Here is a 23,315-nt window from a genome sequence, read left to right on the forward strand (position 1 = left end):
TATGCCGCTTACTAATAATATCAAGATTCATCCTTCCTGGTACGCGGTGCTGAGTGAAGAGTTTGAGCAGCCCTATATGGCCCAGTTGCGCCAGTTTTTGAGAGGGGAAAAGGCAGCCGGCAAGCGGATCTATCCGCCGGGCGGGCAGATCTTCAACGCGTTTAATTCCACCCCGTTTGACCAGGTGAAGGTGGTCATACTAGGGCAGGACCCCTACCATGGCAGCGGTCAGGCCCACGGCCTGTGCTTCTCGGTGTTACCCGGCGTGCGCATTCCGCCGTCCCTGCAAAATATCTACCAGGAATTGCACAAGGATATGGGCATAGTGCCCGCACACCATGGCTGCCTGCAGCCGTGGGCCGAGCAGGGGGTATTGCTGCTAAATGCCACTTTGACGGTGGAAGACAGCAGGGCGGGCGCCCACCAGGGGCGTGGCTGGGAGCAGTTTACCGATGTGGCGATCCACAAACTGGCGGAACAGCGCGAGGGGCTGGTATTTATCCTGTGGGGCAGCTACGCACAGAAAAAGGGCGGCTTTATCGATCGCAACAAACATCTGGTGCTGCGTGCACCGCACCCCTCACCACTCTCGGCCCACCGCGGCTTTTTTGGTACCCGGCCTTTCTCCCAGGCCAACCACTGGCTGCAGCAACGGAGTCAGACGCCCATTGACTGGCAGTTACCGGAGACGCGGGCACTGGAAAGGACTGCGATAGAGCTTGAATAATCGGTTTTCACTACTATTCGCTTTCTCATATTTTCCAAATTTGTCCCAGTTTTTTGAGAATGGTCCCTACCAGCAATACTGGGCACCTCATTAGGTGAGTAAGCGAAACCACAGAGGTGATTCTTGTCCAGCAAGCAACACAGGCGTGAATTCAAAGCTGAAGCCTTGAAGCTGGCCGGGAAAAGCCCGTATTCCATAGGCAGCTCAGGAGGCTGGGCTTCACGCGTCTCAGGTCTACAGTTGGCGATCGACTGACCAGAGATAAGTGAGTCAAAGCAAGTGAGAATCTGCTCTGGCGATCCTAAAAAAGCAGCCACCTATTTCGCGTAGAACCAAAAGTGAATTGCTACCGATTTATGCATGAACACCGCTGGCATTTCCTTTTGGCATGGATGGCAGCAGTGCTCCAGAACTCGTGAAGTGGGTATTACCGTTGGCTCACCGCTCTTGGCTATCTCAGTCCGGAAAACTTTGAGGTGAAGAAACTCCCTTAAGCCTGTGTCCGGTATTACTGGCGAGGATTACTCTTGCTACCGGTAAAGAAATGACACAGTATTCTGAACACCAATTGATCGCTTGCCATTTAAAAGGGCGGCTAGTTTGGCCGCCCTTTTTGTCATCGCCCTATTGCCATTCAAGCCAGCGGATCGGCATCCGCGTCGTAGGGCAGCGCCTGGATTTCCAGAGTGCGGCCGTCTTTGAATCGCAGGGTTTCACCGGCGGCGACTTTGGCGATGGTGAGCACAGCGAGCAGCTGTATTCCATCCTGACTGTGGCAGGCTTGCACCAGGTTACCGATGCTCTGCTTGCCTTCGCCGTAGATTTCCAACCCGCTGGACGGAAGGTTGCCGCCAGCGCATTTTGCCCGGTAGAGGCGGCGCTTTGTTGCGCCGCGGTATTGCATACGGGCCACCACCTCCTGGCCTGTATAACAGCCTTTTTTGAAGCTCACACCACCGAGCAGATGCAGGTTGGTCATTTGCGGGATAAACATTTCCGAAGTGGCGGCATCAACCTGGGGGATGCCGGCATCAATCTGCCCTTTTTGCCAGAGGTCGTAGCCGGTTGCTTCGCACTGTGGGGCGAGCGTTTGCCAGAGCTGCTGTACCTTGGTGACTGGCACCAGCAGGGCCAGCTGGTACTCATTGACCGACTGGGCGATACAGGGCTCGCCTGCAACATCAAAAGACGCAACCGCACCAATGGCGGGTGCGCTGCAGCCAAGCAGTTGCGCGGCGCGCTCCGCTACGTTCTGGCCCTGTAGGCCAAGCCAGAGGGATTTTGCGCTGATATCCTGCAATTGCGTGTTAAAGAATACAGCGTATTTGGCCAGTGCCTGTTGCGCAGTGAGGGCCAGGTCCCGCGGGAGCCGGAAAACAAACTGACTCGGGGACACTTTCAGGGCGCTAAAGGTGCTGATTATGCGGCCCTTGGGACTGCAATGGGCGCCCAGGGTGCTGTGTCCATCCGGCAGGTTCACCAGGTCGCAGGTGATCTGGCCCTGCAGGAATTTCTGGCTGTCAGGGCCGTGGATGGAGATAGCGCCGATGGGGCTCAGGTCAATCAGGTGCAGACCCTGTGGGTCGTCGCTACTGGTAAGGGGGAAATGGGCCTTGTCGCCCTCCCAAATGGCGCCTTCGCCGCTGAGGAAATCCTGCCACTGTTGTCGGTCCATAGTGTTCCCACCTGCGGTTGTCTGGTGGCAGTATTTGGGGGGCTTTGCGCATTTTTCAAGTTTACCGGGCTGCGGGTATACTGGGTTCTTTCTCTGGATTGGAAAGCGTCGTATGGATCGCAACCGTCTGTTTTGGGCCAGTCGCCGCGGCATGTTGGAACTGGATTTGGTACTGCTGCCATTTTTAGACAATGTCTATGATACCTTGGCACCAGCAGACCAGCAGCGCTACATCCGATTACTCGATGAGCAAGATCAGGATCTGTTCGCCTGGTTTCTGCGTCGCGAGGACCCCGCTGACCCGGAGCTGCTCCGCATTGTGCAGATTATCCGTGACCACACCGGTCTGCAGGAATAGGTCCTCTCCCGGTCACTTTGAGCGCAGCGCCCGTTTGAGCTGCGTTGCTGCGTCATCCCCTCTGCTGTTGATTCTTTTGCTTCTGGGTGCCCTGCTGGCGGTACTGCTGCTGTGGCTCTGCGAGCTGCCCCCCAGGCTGTTCTGGGGTGCGCTGCCGCTGGTGTTTGTTTACGTCGCTTGGGAAAAGTGCCGCCTGGGGCGTATGGCAGGGAGGCTGTCGACCCGCGAACGTCGCTGGTACTGGCGGGAAAGAGGGGGGGAGGAGCGGGAGTTTCGTTTTTGTGGCGAACTGGTGCTGTGGCGCTGGTTGCTGGTGATCAATGGCCGGGATCGGCAGGGCAGGCGTTTGCGCCTGGTGTTGGCGCGGGATGCGCTGCACGCCGACGACTGGCGCAGATTGCAGGTAGCGCTGCGCTATTCCCGCTAGGGCTGGCGCCTCCTTGCCTTTTGGATTAGATGAACTGCCGTTGGTTGGCAAAATTCTCCGGAACCAGAATGGTATCCATGGCGAGTTCCCGCAGCTGCGGGTAATCCAGCGAGTAGTGCAGGCCCCGGCTCTCCCTGCGCTCCAGTGCCGAGCGGATAATCAGTTCGGAAACCAAAGCGAGGTTGCGCAATTCCACCAGGTCATTGGTGATCCGGTAGTTGGCATAGAACTCACGAATTTCCCGCTGCAACAGCTTTACCCTGTGCTGGGCACGCAGCAGGCGTTTGCGCGTGCGCACGATCCCCACGTAGTCCCACATAAAGCGGCGCAATTCGTCCCAGTTGTGGGAAATCACTACGTCCTCATCCGAGTCTGTGACTCGCGAAGCATCCCAGGGCGGGGCGGGGCGGGGTGATTGCACTGCCCCCAGGTGCTTGTCGATATGCATGGCGGTGGAGCGGGCATACACCAGGCACTCCAGCAGGGAGTTGCTGGCCAGGCGATTGGCGCCGTGCAGGCCGGTAAAGGTGGTTTCCCCAATGGCGTACAGTTGGTCGAGATCAGTGCGTCCGTACCGGTCCACCATGATGCCGCCGCAAGTGTAGTGCGCTGCAGGCACCACCGGTATGGGTTTGCGGGTGATGTCGATACCGTATTGCAGACAGTTGTTGTAGACCGTGGGGAAGTGCTCGCGGACAAAATCGGGTTCTCTGTGGGAGATATCCAGAAAGAGACAGTCCGCACCGAGGCGCTTCATTTCGTGATCGATGGCTCGGGCGACAATATCCCGCGGCGCCAGCTCGCCGCGTCTGTCAAAGCGATTCATAAAACGGCTGCCGTCTGGCAGTTTCAGATAGGCACCCTCACCGCGCAGTGCCTCTGTCACCAATAGTGCCTTGGCCCTGGGGTGGTAGAGGCAGGTTGGGTGGAACTGATTGAATTCCATATTGGCCACCCGGCAACCGGCGCGCCAGGCCATGGCGATACCATCGCCGCTGGCGCCATCGGGATTACTGGTATACAGGTAGGCCTTACTGGCGCCGCCCGTGGCGAGCACCACAGTTTTGGCCTGGAACAGTGCCACCTCCCCTGAACTGCGGTCGAGTAAATAGGCTCCGCCACAGCGAAAGCGGCCCTCTCGCGGGTCGGGCTGGCGGATCAGGTCGACCGCCAGGTGCTGCTCGAAGCAATCGATATTGTCGCTGCTGCGCACCCGGTCAATCAGGGTGCTGTGCACCGCTCGACCCGTGGCATCGGTGCTGTGAATAATGCGGCGATAGCTGTGCCCTCCCTCCTTGGTCAGGTGATAGTCACTGCCCTCTCGGGTAAAATCCACCCCCTGATGGATCAGCCAGCGGATAGCGGCAGCACCTGCCTCGACAGTGAAGCGTACGGATGATGGGTGGCAGAGTCCGGCACCCGCGTCTAATGTGTCTGCAATATGCGATTCCACCGAATCGGTTTCATCCAGCACTGCGGCTATGCCCCCCTGGGCAAACCAGGTGGAACCATCTTGCAAGCGCTGCTTGGAAATCAGGGCAACGCGGTATCGGGCTGCGAGATGCAGCGCCAGGGTGAGGCCGGCAGCGCCACTGCCGATAACGAGAATGTCGTAGTTTTCCTGGGCATTCATAGATTTTATTTATGATCTGGGGTCGCGTAGTATAGCGCTTCCTTACTATTCGTCGATTCGATCTGGAACTTATGCCCAATTGTCAGTGTCATCAGCACAGTAGAAAAAATGCCTGCGCCGGTAGCCTCTCAATAAATGGAAGAGACCTCCGCAATGGGACTGTGTATGGGAGTTGGGGATGACAGCGCATCAAGCGGCCGCGAGTGACCGTGAGCTGGTGGAACGGGTTCAAAAGGGGGACAAGCGCGCTTTTGATCTTTTAGTTCTCAAATACCAACATAAAATTGTTGCGGTAGTCAGCCGGTTTATCAAGGATCACAGTGAGGTACAGGATGTCACGCAAGAGGCCTTTATCAAAGCCTATCGGGCGCTGGCCAATTTCCGCGGGGAGAGTGCCTTCTACACATGGATGTATCGGATTGCGATTAACACTGCCAAGAACCACTTGGTGTCCCGCAGCCGCCGGCCACCGTCCTTTGATGTGGATTTGGAAGACGCAGAATTCTACTCGGGTGCCGATTTGCTCCGCGACAACGAGACGCCGGAAAACCAAATGTTTCGCGACCAGTTGGAAACTGCAGTACATGGCGCCATTCGCGCACTGCCGGAGGATCTGCGCTCAGCGGTTACCCTGAGGGAATTGGAGGGGCTGAGTTACGAGGAAATTGCCGAGGTGATGGGATGTCCGGTGGGCACGGTGCGTTCGCGCATATTCCGTGCTCGGGAGGCAATAGACCGGACAGTCCAGGCCGTTATGGCCGGGGAGCCGGAAACACTGGGTGACAGAGGCTAATTTTGCGGGAAATTTTCCCAACAGGGGAAACCAACCGCCGGAAGCCCGGTCATAAATGATACAAATGATGGTGCGTGCGGGCACCGGATAAATGATTGCACAAGAGGGTAAGCCCCTATGTCCCACGGGAATCATCAGGAACGTCTCAACGAGTCGCTATCGGCGTTGATGGATGGCGAAGTCGATGAGTTGGAGCTGCAGCGAATTTTGAAGGCCACAGCGGTCTCCGGAGACCCGGGTGAACGCTGGTCGCGTTATCAGCTGGCGGCGAGCGTTATGCGGCGCGAGGAGGTTGCCCCTGTCGACAGTGACCTGGCGGCCAGTATTTCGGCGGCGCTTGATCGGGAAGCGCCGCTCTCGCAAACCGCGGGTGGTCGTGTTGTCGCGGCCAGTGGGCTTGCCAACAGCCGTTGGTGGCGCCCGCTTTCGCGGGGTGCGGTGGCGGCTACTGTGGCGTTCGCCGTAATCCTAGGGGTACAGCAGATTACCGATACCCAGCAGAATACTGTGCAGGGTGTTCAGCAGTTGGCGGAGGCCGAGCGCCCCGCCCAGCCAATCGTTCAATCGGCGCCGCAGCCATCTGGTTTTTACGTGCCCGCACCTTCCACGCGCTCGGTCAGCACAGCGGTTCCGCGCTTCGTACCCGAGCAGCGCCCGGGTGCGGTGGGGCAGGCGGTCATTCAAAAAGCACCAACGCCAGAGCTGATGCGCCACCTGAATCGTGTGATGATTCAGCACTCCGAACAGGCCGCGCATATCGGCAGCCAGGGTATGGTGCCCTTTGCTCGCGCGACCTACGGCGAACAGGTTGGAATGTAGTGTGGCGAACCTCGTAATGCGGGAAAGCCTGATCCGCAGCGGAGTTCGCACCGGTGGTAGTCTGTTGCTGGCTTTCTCTTTGCTGTCACCGCTGTTATTGGCGCAGACGCTCGACGGTATTGATGCCAACGCCGCCACTACAGTCAAACTCGACGGAGCCAGCATACCAGTGGCCAGTCCTGTACTGGTCGATACCAATGCGCCCGGCGCTATCGCAGTCGAAACCACCACAGCGGCATCCAATCCCCAAGCCAGCCCCGATCCGACCAATACACGCGTGCTGAACAATGAGGTTGAGCAGTGGCTCGGGAAACTCGCCCAGGCAGTCAATGAACTGGAATACAGTGGGCTGGTGACTTTCGAGCACGCCGGCCTCCTGGAAACCTTGCAGGTGGTGCGCGCGGTGCGTAGCGGCGAGCAGGTGGAGCGGGTGCGATACCTGAGTGGTACACCGAGGGAACTGATCAGCTACGGCAGTGGTGGCCACTGCACATACAATGCCTCTCCCAGCATTAGAACCAGCCTCTTGAATGCGGCTGGCCAGCAGCAGGTACAGCGTGCCTATCAGTTTATTCTGCGCGGCGGCGAGCGCATCGCGGATCGCGAGACGGTGGTGATCGAAGCCAGGCCTAGAGACCGTTATCGTCTGGGTCTTGTGGTCAGTTTGGACCGCGAAACCGGCCTGCCCCTGAAGAGTATGCTGGTGAGCACACAAGGGCGTGTGCTGGAGCGTTACCAGTTTGTTCAACTGGACTTGTCCCCGGTGAAAGACTTCGCTCTTCAGGCGGTATCCAGTAATGCGCGGCGCATTGATAATCGCAACGGTTGTGATGCCTCTCAAAGCCGTTGGCAGGTGCGCTGGCTTCCGGAGGGCTTCAAGGTGGTTTCAGTGAAGCCACTGTCCGATGGGGATATGTTGGTATTCAGTGACGGGCTCGGTGTCTTTACCGTGTTTGTCCAGCGCCTCGGCCCAGAGTTGGAGGATTTCGAGGGACGTGCTATTCGCGGTGCCACTGTGGCTTACATGGATCGTATGGAAGTCAATGGTGTCGCTTATACGGTGACGGTCGTGGGTGAGATACCCGATGCCACTGCGCGCAGAGTAGCCAGCTCGATTGTTGAGAAAGGCTGAAGGAGTGCTTGAAGAGCGCGGCCGTATCGTAGCCATAGAGACCGATGCTATCTGGGTGGATACCTTTAAGCGCAGTGCCTGCAATGGCTGTGCGGCTAAACCCGGTTGCGGCACGGGCCTACTCGGCGATTTCTTTTCTTCCTCTGCACGGGTGCGGGTGGCCTTGAACGGCTTTCGCGCCGATAAGGTTGCCCTGAACGATACGGCGGTAATTGGCATCGCCGGAAATGCACTTACCAGCAGTGCCCTGCTGGTTTACCTGGTGCCCCTGGTCTGCCTGATACTGTTGGCGCTAGTGGGGGATGCCTTGTTTGCAGAGGCCGGCGCGGTGTTTGGCGCGCTGGCTGGCTTGATTGGCGGTGCGCTCAGTGTTCGTTGGTACAGCCGTCGCCAACGCTCGAATCCTGTCTTTACCCCGGTGCTCCTGCGTATCGAGCCCGGCGGCGATCATTCCTAACCTAAACTGATAGCTCCAAACACTGATTGGAGGCATTTCATGCAGGCCCGCTGCTTTGCCGAGCACTGGCCTCTGCGCACGGCTTTTGTGATTTCCCGCGGTGCCCGTACCGAGGTCCAGTTGGTGGTGGTGGAGGTCCGTGAGGATGGAGTGGTGGGTATTGGCGAGTGCACACCCTATGCGCGTTATGGCGAGAGCGTTGCCTCAGTCATGCAACAGCTTCGGCCAGTTTTCGCGGAGGTGGCCGCGGGGCTGGATCGCACGCTGTTGCAATCGCGCCTGCCCGCCGGTGCCGCCCGCAATGCCCTGGATTGTGCGCTGGCAGACTGGGAGGCCAAGTGTCGCGGAGCAGTTTTTACCGGGCCGGATTCCCTGCCCACTGTGCAGACTCTGGTGATCGATGATCCCGCAGCGATGGCTGTGGCTGCGCGTAATGCCATCGCACAAGGCGCCGATACCCTGAAGCTGAAACTGGATGGTCAGCAGGTTTACCAACGGGTGGCGGCGGTACGGGCCGCTGCGCCTGCAGCGCAGCTGTTGATTGATGCCAACGAGGCCTGGCGGGCGGATACCCTGGTGGAACGCTGTAGTCAGCTGGAGGAATTGGGAGTGGCCATGCTAGAGCAACCGCTGCCTGCCGGTGACGATGAGTTTTTGGGGACTTTCCCCCACCCACTGCCGATCTGCGCCGATGAAAGTTGCCATAGCCGCGAGGATCTGCCGCGTCTGCTGGGGTGTTATGAGATGGTTAACATCAAGCTGGACAAGACCGGTGGTATTACTGAAGCCGAGGCCCTGGCAGGGGCGGCCGAGGCACAGGGGTTCCAGGTGATGCTGGGGTGTATGCTGTGTACCTCGCGGGCCATCCGTGCGGCCTGGCCTTTGGGAAAGCGGGCGTGCTTTTTGGATCTGGATGGCCCAACCTGGCTGGCAAAGGATGTAGAGTCCCCTTTACGTTTTGGTGCTGGTCGGGTCTACTGGTCGTAAGTGAGCAGGCCGACCAGGGAGTGCAGGTATGCTTCGCTGGCGGCATCCGGCGAAATGGGCGGGAACTCCACGGTGATACAGGTTAGCGCCTGTTCGGCGCACCAGGTTCCAAATGAGCCAGGAGTTTGGTAGCCGACGTCTTTTACCAATGGCAACTGTAACCGGCTCGCCAGCCAATTACCCAAGTCGCTGGTGTTGGGGTCCTCCACACAGGCCAGCGGCTCGTGTATGGATACTGCCCAGGCCGGCTGCAGTTTGGCGATCAGCCGGCAAAGTGCCCAGGTCTCGCGCTCAGAGGCCGGGCTCAGACCGGTACTGAGTTTGACATCCCGGGCGTCGGCGACGCTGTTCCAGCGGAAGACACTATCACTGCCATCCCAGTTTTTTGTGGCGAAGTTGCGGTTGAGGTCGACACCGCGCGCATTGCAACGGGTACCGAGTTGACAGCCGTCGGGATTAACCGCCAGTATCACATGGTGGCGGAGCTGATCTGGGGCCAAAGAGCGCAGGGCGCAGGACAGGGAGATGACTGCGACGACTTCATCACCGTGGGTGCCGGCCAGAACCAGGCCGTGTTTATTGCCGGATTGTGCGGGAAAATACAGTAGTGGGGCACCCAGTGTGCTGTGACCATACAGCACCCTGGCAAGGTGCAGTTGGCCGCGTTCGGGGCGCGGGCGCAGTTTGGGCATCGTTGACCCTTTACACAGATTTACACCCCACAGCAGAACTTTCGTGGCCACTTCGCCACTAAATCGTTACTGAATGTCCTGCAAGGGGGCCTGGATAAGCGATGGCGAGCCCCGGAGGGAACTCCAATTCCACAGGTTTCATATTAGAAGGGATCAATAAGGGTAACAAACCTATGATTAAATGCTGTACGCAATATCTACTGTTGTTCTGTCTGGTGGTATCGGGCACGGCCATTGCCCGAGGGTTGCCTGAACTGACTGAACTGATCGAGGAAAATTCGTCCGCAGTGGTGAAGATCAATACACTGGATCGCAGCCGTGTGGCACGTGGCAATAATGCGCCGCAATTCCAACAGGATATTCCCGATATTTTTCGTCACCTGTTCGAGCCGCGTCGGCGCCAGCAGCGCCCGGTGGCCAGTATGGGTTCCGGCTTTATCATCTCCGATAATGGGTACATCGTGACCAACAACCACGTGGTGAATGGTGCGGACCAGGTCACCGTCACCCTGACTGATCGCCGCGAGTATAAGGCTGAAGTGATTGGTACCGATGTGCGTTCGGATCTGGCGCTGCTCAAAATAGACGCCGATGACCTCACAGCCGTGCGCTGGGGAGATTCGGAAGAACTGCAGGTGGGGGAATGGGTTGTCGCTATTGGCTCACCATTTGGCCTGGACTACTCTGCCAGTGCCGGCATTGTCAGTGCCATGGGACGCAGTATCCCCAATGAGAGTCGTGAGAACTATGTACCGTTTATCCAGACAGATGTGGCGATCAACCCCGGCAACTCCGGTGGCCCGCTGTTTAACCTGGAAGGGCGGGTTGTTGGCATCAACTCCCAGATCTATACCCGCAGTGGCGGCTCAATCGGTCTCTCCTTTGCCATCCCGGCGAGTCTTGCCCAGGATGTGGTGGCACAACTGAAAGAGAAGGGGCGTGTGGATCGCGGCTGGCTGGGTGTGGGCATCAGCAACGTGGACCGCGATATGGCTGAAGCTATGGGGCTGGACAAGCCGGTAGGGGCGCTGGTTGAGCAGGTCAGCCCCGGCGCGCCCGCTGCCGAAGCCGGAATTATGCCCGGAGACGTTATCACCCGCTTTAACGGCCAGAGAATTGGTGTACACGGCGATCTGCCCCATTTGGTAGGCCAGCTCCGCCCCGGAACTGAGGTTTCGCTGGAACTGATGCGTAACCGCAAGTCTGAGAAGCTCAAAGTCATCGTCGGTACCCTACCGGGCTCCGATGATGAGGGAGCACAAGCCACAGTAAAACCAAGCTCCATTGTCGGCGGACGCCTGGGCCTGGTGGTTGAGCAGATTCCCGAGGGCCTGAAGCAGCGCTGGAATGTGGATACCGGAGTACTGATCAAGCAGGTTGTTCCGGGAAAGCCCGGCGCCAAAGCCGGTCTGCGCAGCGGCGATATTATCGCCCAGTTGGGTTTTGAAGAGGTGGGGGATATGGAGGATTACAAAGCCGTGGTTAAGGAACTCCCCAAAAATGAGCTGTTGCCGATCCGCTTCTTCCGCTCGGGCCAGTCAACTTTCCGCACGATTAAGATCGAAAGCTGATTTTCGGGTCGAATGGTGGCCGAATAGGCCACCTGTCCCTCACCTCTGTCCATAAGTTCTGTTAGACTTGCGCCACACAGTTGGCTTACTTGCCAGCTAATTGTCTGATTTTTAAGGGTTTTTATTCCGCAGTGGCCACAGATCTCTCCCATATCCGCAATTTCTCCATCATTGCCCATATCGACCACGGAAAATCTACCCTGGCTGACCGTTTCATCCAGGACTGTGGCGGTCTCTCCGATCGCGAAATGGCCGAGCAGGTACTGGACAGCATGGAGCTGGAACGGGAGCGCGGGATTACTATCAAGGCCCAAAGTGTCACGCTCGACTACAGGGCGCGGGACGGCAAGACGTACCAGTTGAATTTTATTGATACCCCGGGGCATGTGGACTTCTCCTATGAGGTTTCCCGGTCCCTGGCGGCCTGTGAAGGTGCGCTTTTGGTAGTGGATGCGGCCCAGGGTGTAGAGGCGCAGTCGGTTGCCAATTGTTACACCGCGATTGAGCAGGGCCTGGACGTGATTCCGGTTCTCAATAAGATGGACCTGCCCCAGGCGGACCCAGACAAGGTCGCCGAGGAAATAGAAGACATTATCGGTATTGATGCCAGTGAGGCAACGCGCTGTAGCGCCAAATCCGGTATGGGTGTGCAAGAGGTGCTGGAAGATCTGGTGCGCCTGGTACCGCCACCGGAGGGGGATGTTGAGGCACCGCTGCAGGCACTGATCATCGACTCCTGGTTTGACAGCTACCTCGGGGTGGTGTCTCTGGTGCGCGTGATGCAAGGTACCCTGAAAGCCAAAGACAAAATTGTCACCAAGTCTATCGGTCGTACCCATGTGGTGGACAGTGCCGGCATTTTTACCCCGAAACGCCGCGAGACCGGTGTGTTGTGTGCCGGAGAGGTGGGCTTTGTGGTGGCCGGCATTAAAGATATTCACGGTGCGCCTGTAGGCGACACGCTGACCCATGCCAAGGGTGCGCAGGACATAGCGATGTTGCCGGGGTTCCAGAAGGTCAAACCGCAGGTCTATGCGGGCCTGTTCCCGGTCAGTTCCGATGACTATGAGACTTTCCGAGATGCCCTGGAGAAGCTGTCCCTCAACGATGCCTCCCTGTTTTACGAACCGGAAACCTCCGATGCCCTGGGCTTTGGTTTTCGCTGCGGTTTCCTCGGTATGCTGCATATGGAGATTGTTCAGGAGCGCTTGGAGCGGGAATATGATCTGGACCTGATTACCACTGCACCCACGGTGGTGTACGCCGTAGAGCAGAATGACGGCGAAGTGGTGATGGTGGATAACCCGTCGCGGCTGCCGGATGTGGGCAGTATTCGGGAAATGCGCGAGCCGATTGCGGAAGTGAATATCCTGGTGCCCCAGGAGTACCTGGGTAACGTAATCACCCTCTGTGTGGAGAAGCGTGGTATGCAGAGGGATATGCAGTACGTGGGTGCACAGGTATCCCTGCGCTATGAACTGCCGTTGGGTGAAGTGGTGATGGACTTCTTCGATCGCCTCAAGTCGGTGAGCCGCGGGTTTGCTTCGCTGGATTACAGTTTTGTGCGCTTTGAAGCAGCAAAACTGGTGCGCTTGGATATCCTCATTAACGGGGACCGTGTAGATGCCCTGGCGCTGATCGTACACCGTGAAAATGCCCAGCAGAAAGGGCGCGCCATGGCGGAAAAAATGAAGGAACTGATACCGAGGCAGATGTTTGATGTGGCTATTCAGGCGGCGATCGGTGGTCAGGTAGTGGCGAGAACCACCGTAAAAGCCCTGCGCAAGAATGTGACCGCGAAATGTTATGGCGGTGACGTTACGCGCAAGAAGAAATTGCTGGAGAAACAGAAAGCGGGTAAACGCCGTATGAAGCAGCTCGGCCGTGTCGAAGTGCCCCAGGAGGCCTTTCTGGCAGTACTGAAAGTAGATCAATAGGGCACAGCCGGTGCTTGATTCCGAGATTTGGGGACAATAGAGAATAGTGATGGATATTAATTTGCCTTTGATTCTGCTCTGGCTGGTTGTCGTCAGCGGTGGAATCTGGCTGCTTGACAGCCTGTTTTTCGCCCGCCGCCGCAGGAAGAAGGCAGGGGGGAAGCGTGAGGACCCGGTTGTGGTCGAGTATGCCAAGTCGTTTTTCCCGATTTTGGCCATTGTCTTCGTGCTGCGTTCTTTTATTCTGGAGCCCTTCCAGATTCCGTCTGCCTCTATGGTGCCCACCCTGCAGATTGGCGACTTTATTCTGGTCAACAAATATGCCTATGGCCTGCGCCTGCCGGTTTCCCGCACCAAAGTTGTGGATATTGGCGAGCCGCAGCGCGGGGATGTGATGGTGTTTTTCCCGCCACATATGAACGATACCTATTTTATCAAGCGGGTGATCGGCTTGCCCGGCGACAGGATCGAGTTGAAGAACAATGTGCTCTATGTGAACGGCGAACTGGCGCCACAGGAGCTGATCCAGGCGTTACCCCCGGCCAATCCGCAGGTGGAGGTTCTGTGGGAGAACCTCTACGGCCAGCGCCACCTGATGGCGAAAAATGTGCGCCCCGGAAGGTACAGTACTTTCAGTGGCACCGTACCGGAAGGCCACTATTTTATGATGGGCGATAACCGGGACAACAGCCTTGACAGTCGTGACTGGGGCTTTGTGCCCGAGCGGGATATCGTGGGCAAGGCCTTTGCCATCTGGATGCACTGGGACAAACTGTTCAGCTTGCCCAGTTTCGAGCGTGTGGGTTCCATCCAATAATAAAAACCGTCCGGGTTTATACCGGATACCGGTGAGGAGGCTTGAGGACATCATGGGTAGTGCTTTGCAATTTTCATTTCGGCGCCAGCGCGGCATGAGCTACTGGGGCTGGCTGTTGCTTGTGGCAGTACTGGGTTTTGCCCTGACCTGTACATCCAGGATGGCACCCGCCTATCTGGATGCACGCTACGTGACCGAAGCGCTGAAGGTGTTGGCTGAAAACCCGGACCTGGAAACTATGTCGGCGGGCCAGATCAAAAAAGAACTGGGCCGCTTCTTTCAGATCAACAATGTGCGCGGTGAGCCCACCAGGGCGCTGCAGGTGATTCGCGGTGCAAAAAGTACGCTAGTCAGTATTGATTACGAGTTGCGCCAACCGCTGATTTACAATGTGGATGTGGTGATGAAATTTAACAAACAGCTCAATACGGCCAGACCGGAGCTGTGCTGCGATGCAGTGGTGGATCTGGAGCAATTCCGCAAACGTGACTGATCTTTTACTGGAGCGCCTGGGCAAGCGTCTCGGTCACAAGTTCAGGCAGGGCGCCTTGCTGGAGCTGGCGTTGACACACCGCTCCTGTGGCAGCCGCAATAACGAGCGCCTGGAATTTCTCGGAGACTCTATTCTCGGTTTTACCATCGGCGCGGCGCTTTACGAACGGTTTCCCAAAGGGAGGGAGGGGCAGTTAAGCCATTTGCGCGCGCAGTTGGTCAGTGGTGAGACCCTGGCAAAGCTGGCACTGGAGCTGGAAATTGGCGACTGCCTGCGTCTTGGCGAAGGAGAGATGAAAAGCGGCGGTTTTCGCAGAGCCTCGATTCTCGCCGATGCGGTGGAGGCCCTGATCGGCGCCATCTATCTGGATGCCGGTTTGGAAGCGGCGCGTGCCAGGGTGCTGGACTGGTTTGCATCGCGGCTTCACTGCCTGTCCCTGGAAACGGTAAAAGATCCCAAAACCCGCCTGCAGGAATGGCTGCAGGCACGCAGGAAGCCACTGCCACAGTATACGGTAGTGGACGTCTCCGGTGTGGAGCACGCCCGGCAGTTTGTTGTCGAGTGCTGTGTGAGTGGGCTGGCTCAGCCTGTGCGCGGTGAGGCCAGCAGCCGCCGTGCAGCGGAAAAAGCGGCTGCAATTGAGGCCTATAAGCGACTCACCGGGCTGAATTGATTTTAAATTGTGGGCAATCCGGCCACTGGCTGTCTCCAGGTGGCGGACTCCAATGCACAGGAGTCCGGTTTCGGGCATCGCGGTTCCCTTCAACTCTTTCGGAGCGTTTTTTTGAGTGAACAACCCTCTCGCTGTGGCTATGTTGCGATTGTCGGCCGTCCCAATGTGGGAAAATCCACACTACTGAACCACTTGCTGGGGCAGAAGCTGGCGATTACCTCGCGCAAGCCCCAGACCACCCGCCACAATATGCTCGGGATCAAAACAGAGGGGTCCGATCAGATTATTTTTGTCGATACGCCCGGTTTGCACCCGGATCAGGAAAAAGCCATCAACCGCTTTATGAACCGGGCTGCGACCAGTGCGACGCGGGATGTGGATCTGGTGGTATTTGTGGTGGAGCGCACCCGCTGGAGCGAGGGGGATCAGTTGGTCGCTGACCAACTGCGTGGTATCAAGTGCCCGCTGGTTATCGTGGTCAATAAGGTGGACCAGCTGGAGGACAGGGCCAAGCTGTTGCCGCAGTTGCAGGCCCTGGCCCAACAGTACCCCAAGGCAGAAGTTGTGCCTGTTTCCGCCCTGCGCAACCAGAATCTGGATGTACTGGAACAGGTGATTCTCAAACATTTGCCCGAGGGGCAGCACTATTTCCCGAGCGATCAGGTCACCGACCGCAGCTCGCGTTTCCTCGCTGCGGAAATCGTACGGGAAAAAATCATGCGCCAGTTGGGTGCAGAGGTGCCTTATCAGGTCACTGTCGAAGTGGAGGAATTTGCCCAGGAAGGCAAGATCTTGCATATCCGCGCGGCGATTCTGGTGGAAAGGGCCGGGCAGAAGCGCATTCTTATCGGCAACAAAGGTGAGCGCGTCAAACAGATTGGCAGCCAGGCCCGTGAGGATATGGAGCGGCTTTTCGACAGTAAGGTAATGCTGAATCTATGGGTCAAGGTCAAGTCCGGCTGGTCCGATAATGAGCGCGCTTTGCGCAGTCTCGGTTACCGGGACGAGTAGAACTCTGCTCCGGTGCATGCCCGTTGATATCATGAAAAAACCACCACCAGCACAGCCAGCCTATATCCTGCATGCACGGCCCTATCGCGACTCCAGCTTGATTTTGGAGCTGCTGACTTCGAATTTTGGACGTATTGGTTGTGTTGCCCGCGGTGCCCGCCGCGACAAGCAGCGACGCCAGCAGGCATTGCAACCTTTCTCCCCGCTTCTGGTCTCTCTGCTGGGAAATAGTACGTTAAAAACCTTGGGTTCTGTGGAGAATGCCACCGCGCCACTCTGGCTGAAAGGCCGGGCCGTCTATGCGGGGCTCTATGCGAATGAGTTGTTGGTGCGCTTGTTACCGGAGGGGGAAGCGCACTATACGCTGTTCGCCATGTATCAGATGTTGCTGAAAGCCCTCGCGCAGTTGAAAGGCGATGATAGCAACCCGTTGGAAGGGCCCCTGCGCCGCTTTGAGTTGCAACTGTTGGCAGAACTGGGCAACTGCCCACCGTTGGATTATTGTGCCGGCAGCCGGGGCACTGTCAGTGAGAGTGCTTGCTATCGGCTGGAGATTGAGCAGGGGTTTGTGCCTGTGCACCGCCAGGGAGGTAATGTTCTGCGCGATGGTGAGTTCAGCGGCGCGGAACTGCTGGGTATCGTGCAGGCACTGGAGAGTGGGCAGTGGCCCGCCGGACTACTGCCCCCGGCAAAGCGTTTGACTCGGATTTTGCTCCGGGCCATGCTCGGGGACAAGCCATTGCGAAGTCGTACATTGTTCAGACAAGTATACGGAAAATGATCGTCAGTATCGGTACAGATATTTGCAGCTATCATCGCATAGCGATGGCTTTGCGGCGCCACGGCAATCGGTTTGTGCAACGAATATTGAGTGACCGCGAGCGCTGTGACTTCGCCGATCTGGGCGAGGCCAGCCGCACAGCATACCTGTGCAAACGTTTTGCCGCCAAAGAGGCGGTAGCCAAGGCCCTGGGCACCGGCATCGGCGACGGCATTTCCTGGCAGAATATCGAGGTGCGGCGTCGCAAGAGTGCTGCAGCACAGGTTCTGTTAAGTGGTGCGGCACAGGAGCGGGCCTGTACTCTGGGCGCTGAGGTCATTCACCTCTCCCTGTCGGATGAAAAAGACTTCGCCCTGGCATTCGTTATTTTTGAGGCTCGCTAGCTTACCGTTGCAGTCTTTGGCTCAGGCAACTTCCAGCCCGAACAGCGCATCCAGATTCTGTTCGGAGGCCCATTCGCGCAGTGCGCGCATCTCGCGAAATACTGCGTCCAGTTTGCGCCGGTCAAATTCCGCCGGTTCCCTCTCTTGCAGGGTGCGCAGTTCCTCCTGAAGTACGCAGGTGGCTTCGCGCAATCGGGCCACACCGCAATAACAGCAGCCGCCGTGCATGCGGTGGGTCAGCTCGAACATGCCTTTGAGGTCGCCGGTACTCAGCAGCCGCTGTAATTCCCGTTCGTCGCACACAAGCCCGTCCAGAAGCATTTGCAGCATGTCCCTTGCCAGTTTCATATCGCCGTTGGCAAGGGTCAGGCTCTCGCCAATATCCACCAGGCGCATCTGCTCCAGGCTGAGTTTCTCTACCACCTGTGGCGTGATGATCTTGATCCAGCGCTTGATCATGTGGGTGAGTTGGGCCTCACTGACAGGCTTGCTCAGGTAATCATCCAGGCCGGCGGAGAGTAGTCGCGCCTTCTCCTCGGCGCCCGCATGTGCGGTGAGTGCGATAATCGGTGTGCGCCGACCGGCTTCTTGCTCACGAATGCGGCGGGTGGCCTCAATACCGTCCATGCCAGGCATCTGTATATCCATAAAAATGAGATCAAAGGTGCTCTGCTGCCAGTGTTGCAGGGCCTCTTCGCCGCTGGCGGCAATGACCACCTCGATATCCTGGGTGCGCAGTAACTCACCGACCAGGCGCCGGTTGGCTGCGTGATCATCTACCGCCAGAATTCGGGGTGTTGCCGGCCACGGCAGAGCGGGTATGGCCCCGCTACTGGGGCGCTGCTGATTCCTTCGTGGCGCGGCTCTCTTTAAGGCGCGCAGCAGGTTCTCGCGGGTAACCGGTTTGCCGAGAAAAGTCAGGGTACGGGTACGCAACTGCTCATAGCAACGGCGCAGCTCCGCCGGGGCACCCAATACGATAACCTGGCATTGGTAGGCATCCACGAGGGACTGCACCTGCACGCTGAAACTGTCGAAGTCGCCTTTGGCGATGGCGGTATCGATAATCACGGCATCGGGCAGCGCGTCGTGCCGCCACATTTGTTCGATCACCGGTTGCAGGGTCTCTGTATCGCTGAGTTCTACGGGCTCCGCCTGCCAGTGGCTAAGCAACTGCGCCACTTGGGTGCGGGTCAAGTGGTTGGGGTCGGCAATCAATATGCGGCAGCCGGGGCACTGAAACCGCGGCGGTACGCCGCGATTGCGCTCCGGCTGCAGAGACAGCTGTACCCAGCAGTGACTGCCACCGCTGTCGGCTTCTTCTATACCGGTGCTGCCGCGCATACGCTCAACCAGGCTGCGGGCGATGGACATACCGAGGCCATTGGCACTGATTTGCTGGCTGTGCTGTGGCGTTTTGGTGTTGAGTATCTGCTGCAGTTCACTGCGGCCCGCTTCATCGATGCGGTTGCCCAGGTCGGTGACGCTGATACGCAAGACCAGCTCCGAATCCTTGCTGTTCACTACGCTCAGTTGTACTGGTATATTGCCGTTTTCCGAACTGCGAATCGCATTGCCCAGCAGGTTGGTGAGGATTTGCTTGGTGCGCAGTGGATCGCCTACCTGGGTGGCGGGCAATTGAGAGTCAATCAGGGGTACCAGTTCCAGATGGTGTTCATAGGCGTAGGGCGCCAGGATTTGCAGGGTTTCCTCGAGCAATTGTCCCAGGTCCATGGGGATATGGTCGAGCACCAGATTGCCGGATTCAATGCGGGAAAAATCCAGAATATCGTTGATGGTGGTAAGCAGGTTTTCCGATGAACGCAAAATGGTCTGCAGGTAATCCTGCTGCAGCTCGTCGACCTCGGTTTTGAGCAACAGGTTGGTAAAGCCGATGATGCCGTTGAGCGGTGTGCGGATTTCATGGCTGGTATTGGCCAGAAAAGTAGACTTGATGCGACTGGCCTCCTGGGCCCTTTTACGGGCGAGATCGAGTTCGATATTTTGTTCTTCCATACTGTCGAGGGACTGCCGCAGGTCGTCCATAGATTGCAGCAGGTTTGCCTTGTAATCGCGCTGGTAATTGGCGAGGTTCTTGGCCATTTCATTGATCTGATTGGCCATCTGTGCCACCTCGCGGTTGCCAGTTTCGCGGGCGCGGCGATCAAACTCCCCGCGCCCAACCGCCTGCAATACCTGTCCCATACGCGACAGGCTGAGCGCGAATCGCTCGGATAGGATGACAGACCAGGCCACGGCTGCCAGGGTGCAGATGATCAGCCCCACGAGGCCGATCAGCAATACCTGATAAGTGCCCACCAGGAAGTAGGGGCGGTGCAGCTCAATGCTGATCCAACAGGTGAGGATATCGCCTTTCAGGGGCTGCAGAATCTGCAGGCTCTCTTCATCTTCGAAGATAAATGGCTCGCGCTTTTGCAGGTGTTCGCGGGTAATGGGTGTGGCTGGCCGCGGTCCGACACTGGCGAGTAGTCCCAGGCCGGTATTCGGATTCAGAGGCTGCTTCTCGCTCGCCTCAGTAGAATAGATATGTACCGAGCGCACCATATCTTTTTCCAGCATCAGGGCTAAAAGGCTCTTGCGCAGCCATTCCATACGCAGTTCGATGGGTTGGCCGCCGCTCATCGCGATCAGTTCGGCAAGCTGCTCCGCACTGGCGTGTCCGTGGCTGAGTAATAACTGGCGGCGGTCGTGCATCTGCTGCAATGTAAAGACCAGGGCTAGTGTGATGGCCAGTGCCAGTGCCGGGGCGACGGTAAACCTAAATAGGGTTGCGCGCAGGGAACGCAGTGTTGAGGAGTCTGGCATGGATGACTTGGCATTGTTTTGGGCCATGGTAGAAGGGGGGCCTTGTGCGATTGTTTTTTCAGATTTTACCGGCATGCATGACGCTATGCACTCCCGGATCGATAGGGAGAGAAATTATTATGTCCTTTATAGTTTAGCTATGCGCTCGGCATATTACCCGAGGGTCTTTCCACTTTACCGGTGGTATTAGGGGGTTTAGTAGAAGGTTTATTTTTTAAATTTTGTAACCAGTTCCCAAGTGACCCAGGGCGTAGTCGGGTACGGATTGGTTTAAATTTATCGGTCACTGTATTGCGGGTATTTTCTAACTGCAGAAGCAGGCTTAATAACCCGACTATATAGTCCCCCTACAGAGTCGATATTTAACGCTGGAAAGATCTTCGGGTACACTGTCTGGCCGCAATAGTATTCTGGAACTGACTGCACCATGGATTACCCCACAATTGCCGACTGTGTAGGCAATACCCCCCTGATTCAGTTGCAGCGATTGCCTGGTGAAACCAGCAATACGATTCTGCTCAAGTTGGAAGGGAATAATCCCGCCGGCTCTGTGAAAGACCGCCCGGCGTTATCCATGATTAACCACGCCGAGGCCAGGGGGCGTGTAACTCCGGGCGATACACTGATCGAGGCGACCAGTGGCAATACCGGCATTGCCCTGGCGATGGCGGCCGCGGTCAAAGGCTACCGCATGATCCTGATTATGCCCGACAGCGCTACGGCCGAGCGCAAGGCGGCCATGGCAGCCTATGGCACCGAGCTGATCCTGGTCAGTGCGCAAGCGGGTATGGAAGGTGCCCGCGACCTGGCCCTTGAGATGCAGGCTGAGGGCAGGGGGCTGGTACTCAATCAATTTGCCAACGATGACAATCCACTTGCCCATTTTGAGGGCACGGGCCCCGAGATCTGGCAACAAACTCAGGGACAGATCACGCACTTTGTCTCCTCAATGGGCACCACAGGGACCATAATGGGTTGCGGCCGTTATTTGAAGCGGAAAAACCCCAATATCCAGATTATCGGCCTCCAACCCACCGATGGTTCCAGTATCCCCGGCATTCGTCGCTGGCCCCAGGCATATCTGCCGAGTATTTTCGTCCCTGAGGCAGTGGATCTGGTGATTGATATGGACCAGCTTGAGGCGGAGGAGATGACCCGAAGGCTGGCCAGAACCGAGGGAATTTTTTGTGGAGTATCCTCCGGCGGAGCCGTGGCCGGTGCTTTGCAAATCTCCGCCCAGGTGGAAAAGGCCACCATTGTCGCTATCGCTTGTGATCGGGGAGATCGTTATCTGTCCTCGGGCGTGTTTACTCAGGGCTGATTAAACCCGGTAATCAATCGGGGCTGCTAATTAATGATGTGAAATTTTTGAATAAAAACCGCCTCAAAACGGATAAATTCCCAGAAATGAGAAACTTTAGGGAAATGCGGATTTTTAGTAGCCTGCTAGACCAAATAAATTATATGAGAAGTGGTAAAAGGTCCACGTTTACACGGGCTTTTTACCACCAGAGTTTTTTCGGGGGCGGTCTATTTTATTTTTTCACCCACTATTTGGAAAGTTAAACTGTGCCCCTTCTCTAAGGCTACTGGATGGCCAGCGCTGGGTAATGGTTTTGCGCTTGGTGTAAAAGCGTACCGAATCCGGTCCGTAAGCGTGCAGGTCGCCAAAGAGGGAGCGCTTCCAGCCACCGAAGCTGTGGTGGGCAACAGGGACGGGGAGGGGAACGTTGATACCAACCATACCCACTTTGATATTATCACTAAAGTAACGGGCCGCTTCGCCATCGCGAGTGAACAGGCAGGTGCCGTTACCGTATTCGTGGGTATCGATAATATCCATTGCTTCTTGCAGGGTGTCTGTGCGCATGACACAGAGTACAGGGCCGAATATTTCCAGACTGTGTATGGTCATTTCCGGCGTGACGCGATCAAACAGACAGGCCCCAAGGTAATTGCCACGCTCGAACCCGGGTATTTTCAGGCCGCGACCATCCACGGCCAGTTCCGCACCTTCTTCAATACCGGTGGCGATAAAGCCCTCGACTCTTTTCAGATGGGCCGGCGTTACCAGGGGCCCCATATCACTCTGGTCATCCATACCGTCGCCCACTTTGAGTGTGGCGATCTGTTCTGTGAGTTTTGCGACTAGGGCATCCGCGCACTCATCACCGACGGCAACCGCCACGGAAATAGCCATGCAGCGTTCGCCACAGGAGCCAAAGGCGGCCCCCATCAGTGCGGTCGCGGCATTGTCCAGGTCCGCATCCGGCATGACAATGGCATGGTTCTTGGCCCCGCCAAAAGCTTGTGCCCGCTTGCCGTGGGCCGTGGCGGTGGTGTAGACATATTCCGCAATCGGGGTGGATCCGACAAAGCTAATGGCTTGAACGCGTTTATCGGTCAGCAGGGTATCCACCGCTTCCTTGTCGCCATTCACCACGTTGAGTACACCCGCCGGGATGCCGGCTTCGATACCGAGTTCGGCGATAAATAATGCGGAGGAAGGGGTGCGTTCTGAAGGCTTGAGCACGAAAGTATTGCCGCAAGCGATGGCCATTGGCCACATCCACAAGGGCACCATGGCGGGAAAGTTAAACGGAGTAATCCCGGCGCAGACACCCAGGGGCTGGAATTCGCTCCAGGTATCAATGGCGGGACCCACACTCCTGCTGTGTTCCCCTTTGAGCTTTTCTGGAGCAGAGCAGACATACTCGATATTTTCGATACCGCGCTGCAGTTCACCCATGGCGTCGTTGAAGACCTTGCCGTGTTCCCGGGTGATGTGCTCACAGATGGTATCGGCGTGCTGTTCCAGCAGGGTTTTCAGGCGGTACATGATGCGCACGCGTTTGGCAGTGGGCAGGTTGCGCCAGGCGGGGTAGGCGGCCTGGGCCGCGGCGATGGCCTCTTCGACAGTGGCTTTGCTGGCCAGCGCGACTTTTCCGGTGACCGTGTTGGTTGAGGGGTTGGTGACATCCTGCAGGCGTGAACCTGCGGTGCTCTCGCCGCCGGTATCCAGGGCGCCGTTTATCAGATGGCCAATGACTTTCATGGTTTTTTCTCGTTGGAATGGACGGGTTATTTTTAGCTATTTTCACCTTTTTAACACAGGTGTGCCCG

22 protein-coding genes are annotated in these 23,315 nt (G+C 57.2%); 17 read left to right on the top strand and 5 right to left on the bottom strand.

The window, feature by feature from the left end:
* The first annotated feature begins 1 nt into the window (after nt 1).
* Nucleotides 2-727: a uracil-DNA glycosylase gene (gene ung / locus ACL7TT_RS00920; RefSeq protein ID WP_413392393.1), complete on the top strand. Its 726-nt coding sequence runs from the start codon at nt 2-4 to the stop codon at nt 725-727.
* 634 nt (nt 728-1,361) lie between these two features.
* Here the strand turns inward: ung and ygfZ are convergent.
* Nucleotides 1,362-2,402 (bottom strand): CAF17-like 4Fe-4S cluster assembly/insertion protein YgfZ, encoded by a 1,041-nt coding sequence (gene ygfZ, locus ACL7TT_RS00925; protein ID WP_413392394.1) that lies wholly within the window; start codon nt 2,400-2,402, stop codon nt 1,362-1,364.
* Nucleotides 2,403-2,514: 112 nt separating this feature from the next.
* Here ygfZ and ACL7TT_RS00930 point away from each other — a divergent pair, with 112 nt between their 5' ends.
* Entirely contained in the window at nt 2,515-2,760 is a 246-nt protein-coding gene (locus ACL7TT_RS00930; RefSeq protein ID WP_299940689.1) for an FAD assembly factor SdhE, read from the top strand.
* Complete coding sequence (locus ACL7TT_RS00935) at nt 2,735-3,187, top strand: protein YgfX (RefSeq protein ID WP_413392397.1); 453 nt, start codon at nt 2,735-2,737, stop codon at nt 3,185-3,187. Before ACL7TT_RS00930 ends, ACL7TT_RS00935 begins: the two co-directional genes overlap by 26 nt.
* A 25-nt stretch (nt 3,188-3,212) precedes the next feature.
* On the opposite strand, the gene nadB is transcribed toward ACL7TT_RS00935, so the two are convergent.
* Nucleotides 3,213-4,820 carry an L-aspartate oxidase gene (nadB, locus tag ACL7TT_RS00940; protein ID WP_413392399.1) on the bottom strand — a complete coding sequence of 536 codons (1,608 nt, stop codon included), beginning with the start codon at nt 4,818-4,820 and terminating at the stop codon, nt 3,213-3,215.
* Nucleotides 4,821-4,998: 178 nt separating this feature from the next.
* Between nadB and rpoE the strand changes: the two genes are divergently transcribed.
* The 5 genes from rpoE to ycjG all read left to right on the top strand — a co-directional run bounded on the left by rpoE (nt 4,999) and on the right by ycjG (nt 9,008).
* Nucleotides 4,999-5,613 carry an RNA polymerase sigma factor RpoE gene (gene rpoE / locus ACL7TT_RS00945; RefSeq protein ID WP_299940683.1) on the top strand — a complete coding sequence of 205 codons (615 nt, stop codon included), beginning with the start codon at nt 4,999-5,001 and terminating at the stop codon, nt 5,611-5,613.
* A gap of 117 nt (nt 5,614-5,730) precedes the next feature.
* Nucleotides 5,731-6,432: a sigma-E factor negative regulatory protein gene (locus tag ACL7TT_RS00950; RefSeq protein WP_413392401.1), complete on the top strand. Its 702-nt coding sequence runs from the start codon at nt 5,731-5,733 to the stop codon at nt 6,430-6,432.
* A gap of 1 nt (nt 6,433) precedes the next feature.
* Nucleotides 6,434-7,564, top strand: coding sequence for a MucB/RseB C-terminal domain-containing protein (locus ACL7TT_RS00955; protein ID WP_413392403.1), 1,131 nt, complete (start codon nt 6,434-6,436; stop codon nt 7,562-7,564).
* A gap of 4 nt (nt 7,565-7,568) precedes the next feature.
* Nucleotides 7,569-8,021, top strand: coding sequence for a SoxR reducing system RseC family protein (locus tag ACL7TT_RS00960; RefSeq protein ID WP_413392405.1), 453 nt, complete (start codon nt 7,569-7,571; stop codon nt 8,019-8,021).
* A gap of 39 nt (nt 8,022-8,060) precedes the next feature.
* A complete protein-coding gene (gene ycjG, locus ACL7TT_RS00965) occupies nt 8,061-9,008 on the top strand; it encodes an L-Ala-D/L-Glu epimerase (RefSeq protein ID WP_413392407.1) in 948 nt (315 codons plus the stop codon).
* Here the strand turns inward: ycjG and mpaA are convergent.
* Nucleotides 8,996-9,700 carry a murein tripeptide amidase MpaA gene (gene mpaA / locus ACL7TT_RS00970; RefSeq protein ID WP_413392409.1) on the bottom strand — a complete coding sequence of 235 codons (705 nt, stop codon included), beginning with the start codon at nt 9,698-9,700 and terminating at the stop codon, nt 8,996-8,998. The two genes, ycjG and mpaA, sit on opposite strands and share 13 nt — an antisense overlap.
* A 173-nt stretch (nt 9,701-9,873) precedes the next feature.
* Here mpaA and ACL7TT_RS00975 point away from each other — a divergent pair, with 173 nt between their 5' ends.
* From ACL7TT_RS00975 to acpS, 8 genes are all read left to right on the top strand, one after another.
* A complete protein-coding gene (locus ACL7TT_RS00975) occupies nt 9,874-11,271 on the top strand; it encodes a Do family serine endopeptidase (RefSeq protein WP_413392411.1) in 1,398 nt (465 codons plus the stop codon).
* A gap of 131 nt (nt 11,272-11,402) precedes the next feature.
* On the top strand, nt 11,403-13,208 hold the full coding sequence (gene lepA / locus ACL7TT_RS00980; protein WP_413392413.1) for a translation elongation factor 4: 1,806 nt from the start codon (nt 11,403-11,405) through the stop codon (nt 13,206-13,208).
* 49 nt (nt 13,209-13,257) lie between these two features.
* Entirely contained in the window at nt 13,258-14,025 is a 768-nt protein-coding gene (gene lepB, locus ACL7TT_RS00985; protein ID WP_413392415.1) for a signal peptidase I, read from the top strand.
* 64 nt (nt 14,026-14,089) lie between these two features.
* On the top strand, nt 14,090-14,518 hold the full coding sequence (locus ACL7TT_RS00990) for a DUF4845 domain-containing protein (RefSeq protein WP_413392417.1): 429 nt from the start codon (nt 14,090-14,092) through the stop codon (nt 14,516-14,518).
* Nucleotides 14,511-15,191, top strand: a complete 681-nt coding sequence (gene rnc, locus ACL7TT_RS00995) for a ribonuclease III (protein WP_413392418.1) — start codon at nt 14,511-14,513, stop codon at nt 15,189-15,191. Before ACL7TT_RS00990 ends, rnc begins: the two co-directional genes overlap by 8 nt.
* 111 nt (nt 15,192-15,302) lie before the next feature.
* A complete protein-coding gene (gene era / locus ACL7TT_RS01000; protein WP_413392419.1) occupies nt 15,303-16,202 on the top strand; it encodes a GTPase Era in 900 nt (299 codons plus the stop codon).
* Nucleotides 16,203-16,233: 31 nt separating this feature from the next.
* Nucleotides 16,234-16,983, top strand: a complete 750-nt coding sequence (gene recO / locus ACL7TT_RS01005) for a DNA repair protein RecO (protein ID WP_413392421.1) — start codon at nt 16,234-16,236, stop codon at nt 16,981-16,983.
* On the top strand, nt 16,980-17,366 hold the full coding sequence (acpS, locus tag ACL7TT_RS01010; RefSeq protein ID WP_413392423.1) for a holo-ACP synthase: 387 nt from the start codon (nt 16,980-16,982) through the stop codon (nt 17,364-17,366). The genes recO and acpS overlap by 4 nt, the downstream gene beginning before the upstream one ends.
* 21 nt (nt 17,367-17,387) lie before the next feature.
* On the opposite strand, the gene ACL7TT_RS01015 is transcribed toward acpS, so the two are convergent.
* The gene (locus ACL7TT_RS01015) at nt 17,388-20,267 is read right to left on the bottom strand and encodes a response regulator (RefSeq protein WP_413392425.1); all 2,880 of its coding nucleotides are present in this window, start codon (nt 20,265-20,267) and stop codon (nt 17,388-17,390) included.
* 352 nt (nt 20,268-20,619) lie between these two features.
* Between ACL7TT_RS01015 and cysM the strand changes: the two genes are divergently transcribed.
* Nucleotides 20,620-21,513: a cysteine synthase CysM gene (cysM, locus tag ACL7TT_RS01020; protein ID WP_413392426.1), complete on the top strand. Its 894-nt coding sequence runs from the start codon at nt 20,620-20,622 to the stop codon at nt 21,511-21,513.
* A 222-nt stretch (nt 21,514-21,735) separates the two neighbouring features.
* Here cysM and ACL7TT_RS01025 read toward each other — a convergent pair whose 3' ends face one another.
* Nucleotides 21,736-23,247: a CoA-acylating methylmalonate-semialdehyde dehydrogenase gene (locus ACL7TT_RS01025; protein WP_413392428.1), complete on the bottom strand. Its 1,512-nt coding sequence runs from the start codon at nt 23,245-23,247 to the stop codon at nt 21,736-21,738.
* Between the last annotated feature and the right edge of the window lie 68 nt (nt 23,248-23,315).

This window comes from Microbulbifer jejuensis, from assembly GCF_047289955.1.
Taxonomy (GTDB): Bacteria; Pseudomonadota; Gammaproteobacteria; order Pseudomonadales; family Cellvibrionaceae; genus Microbulbifer.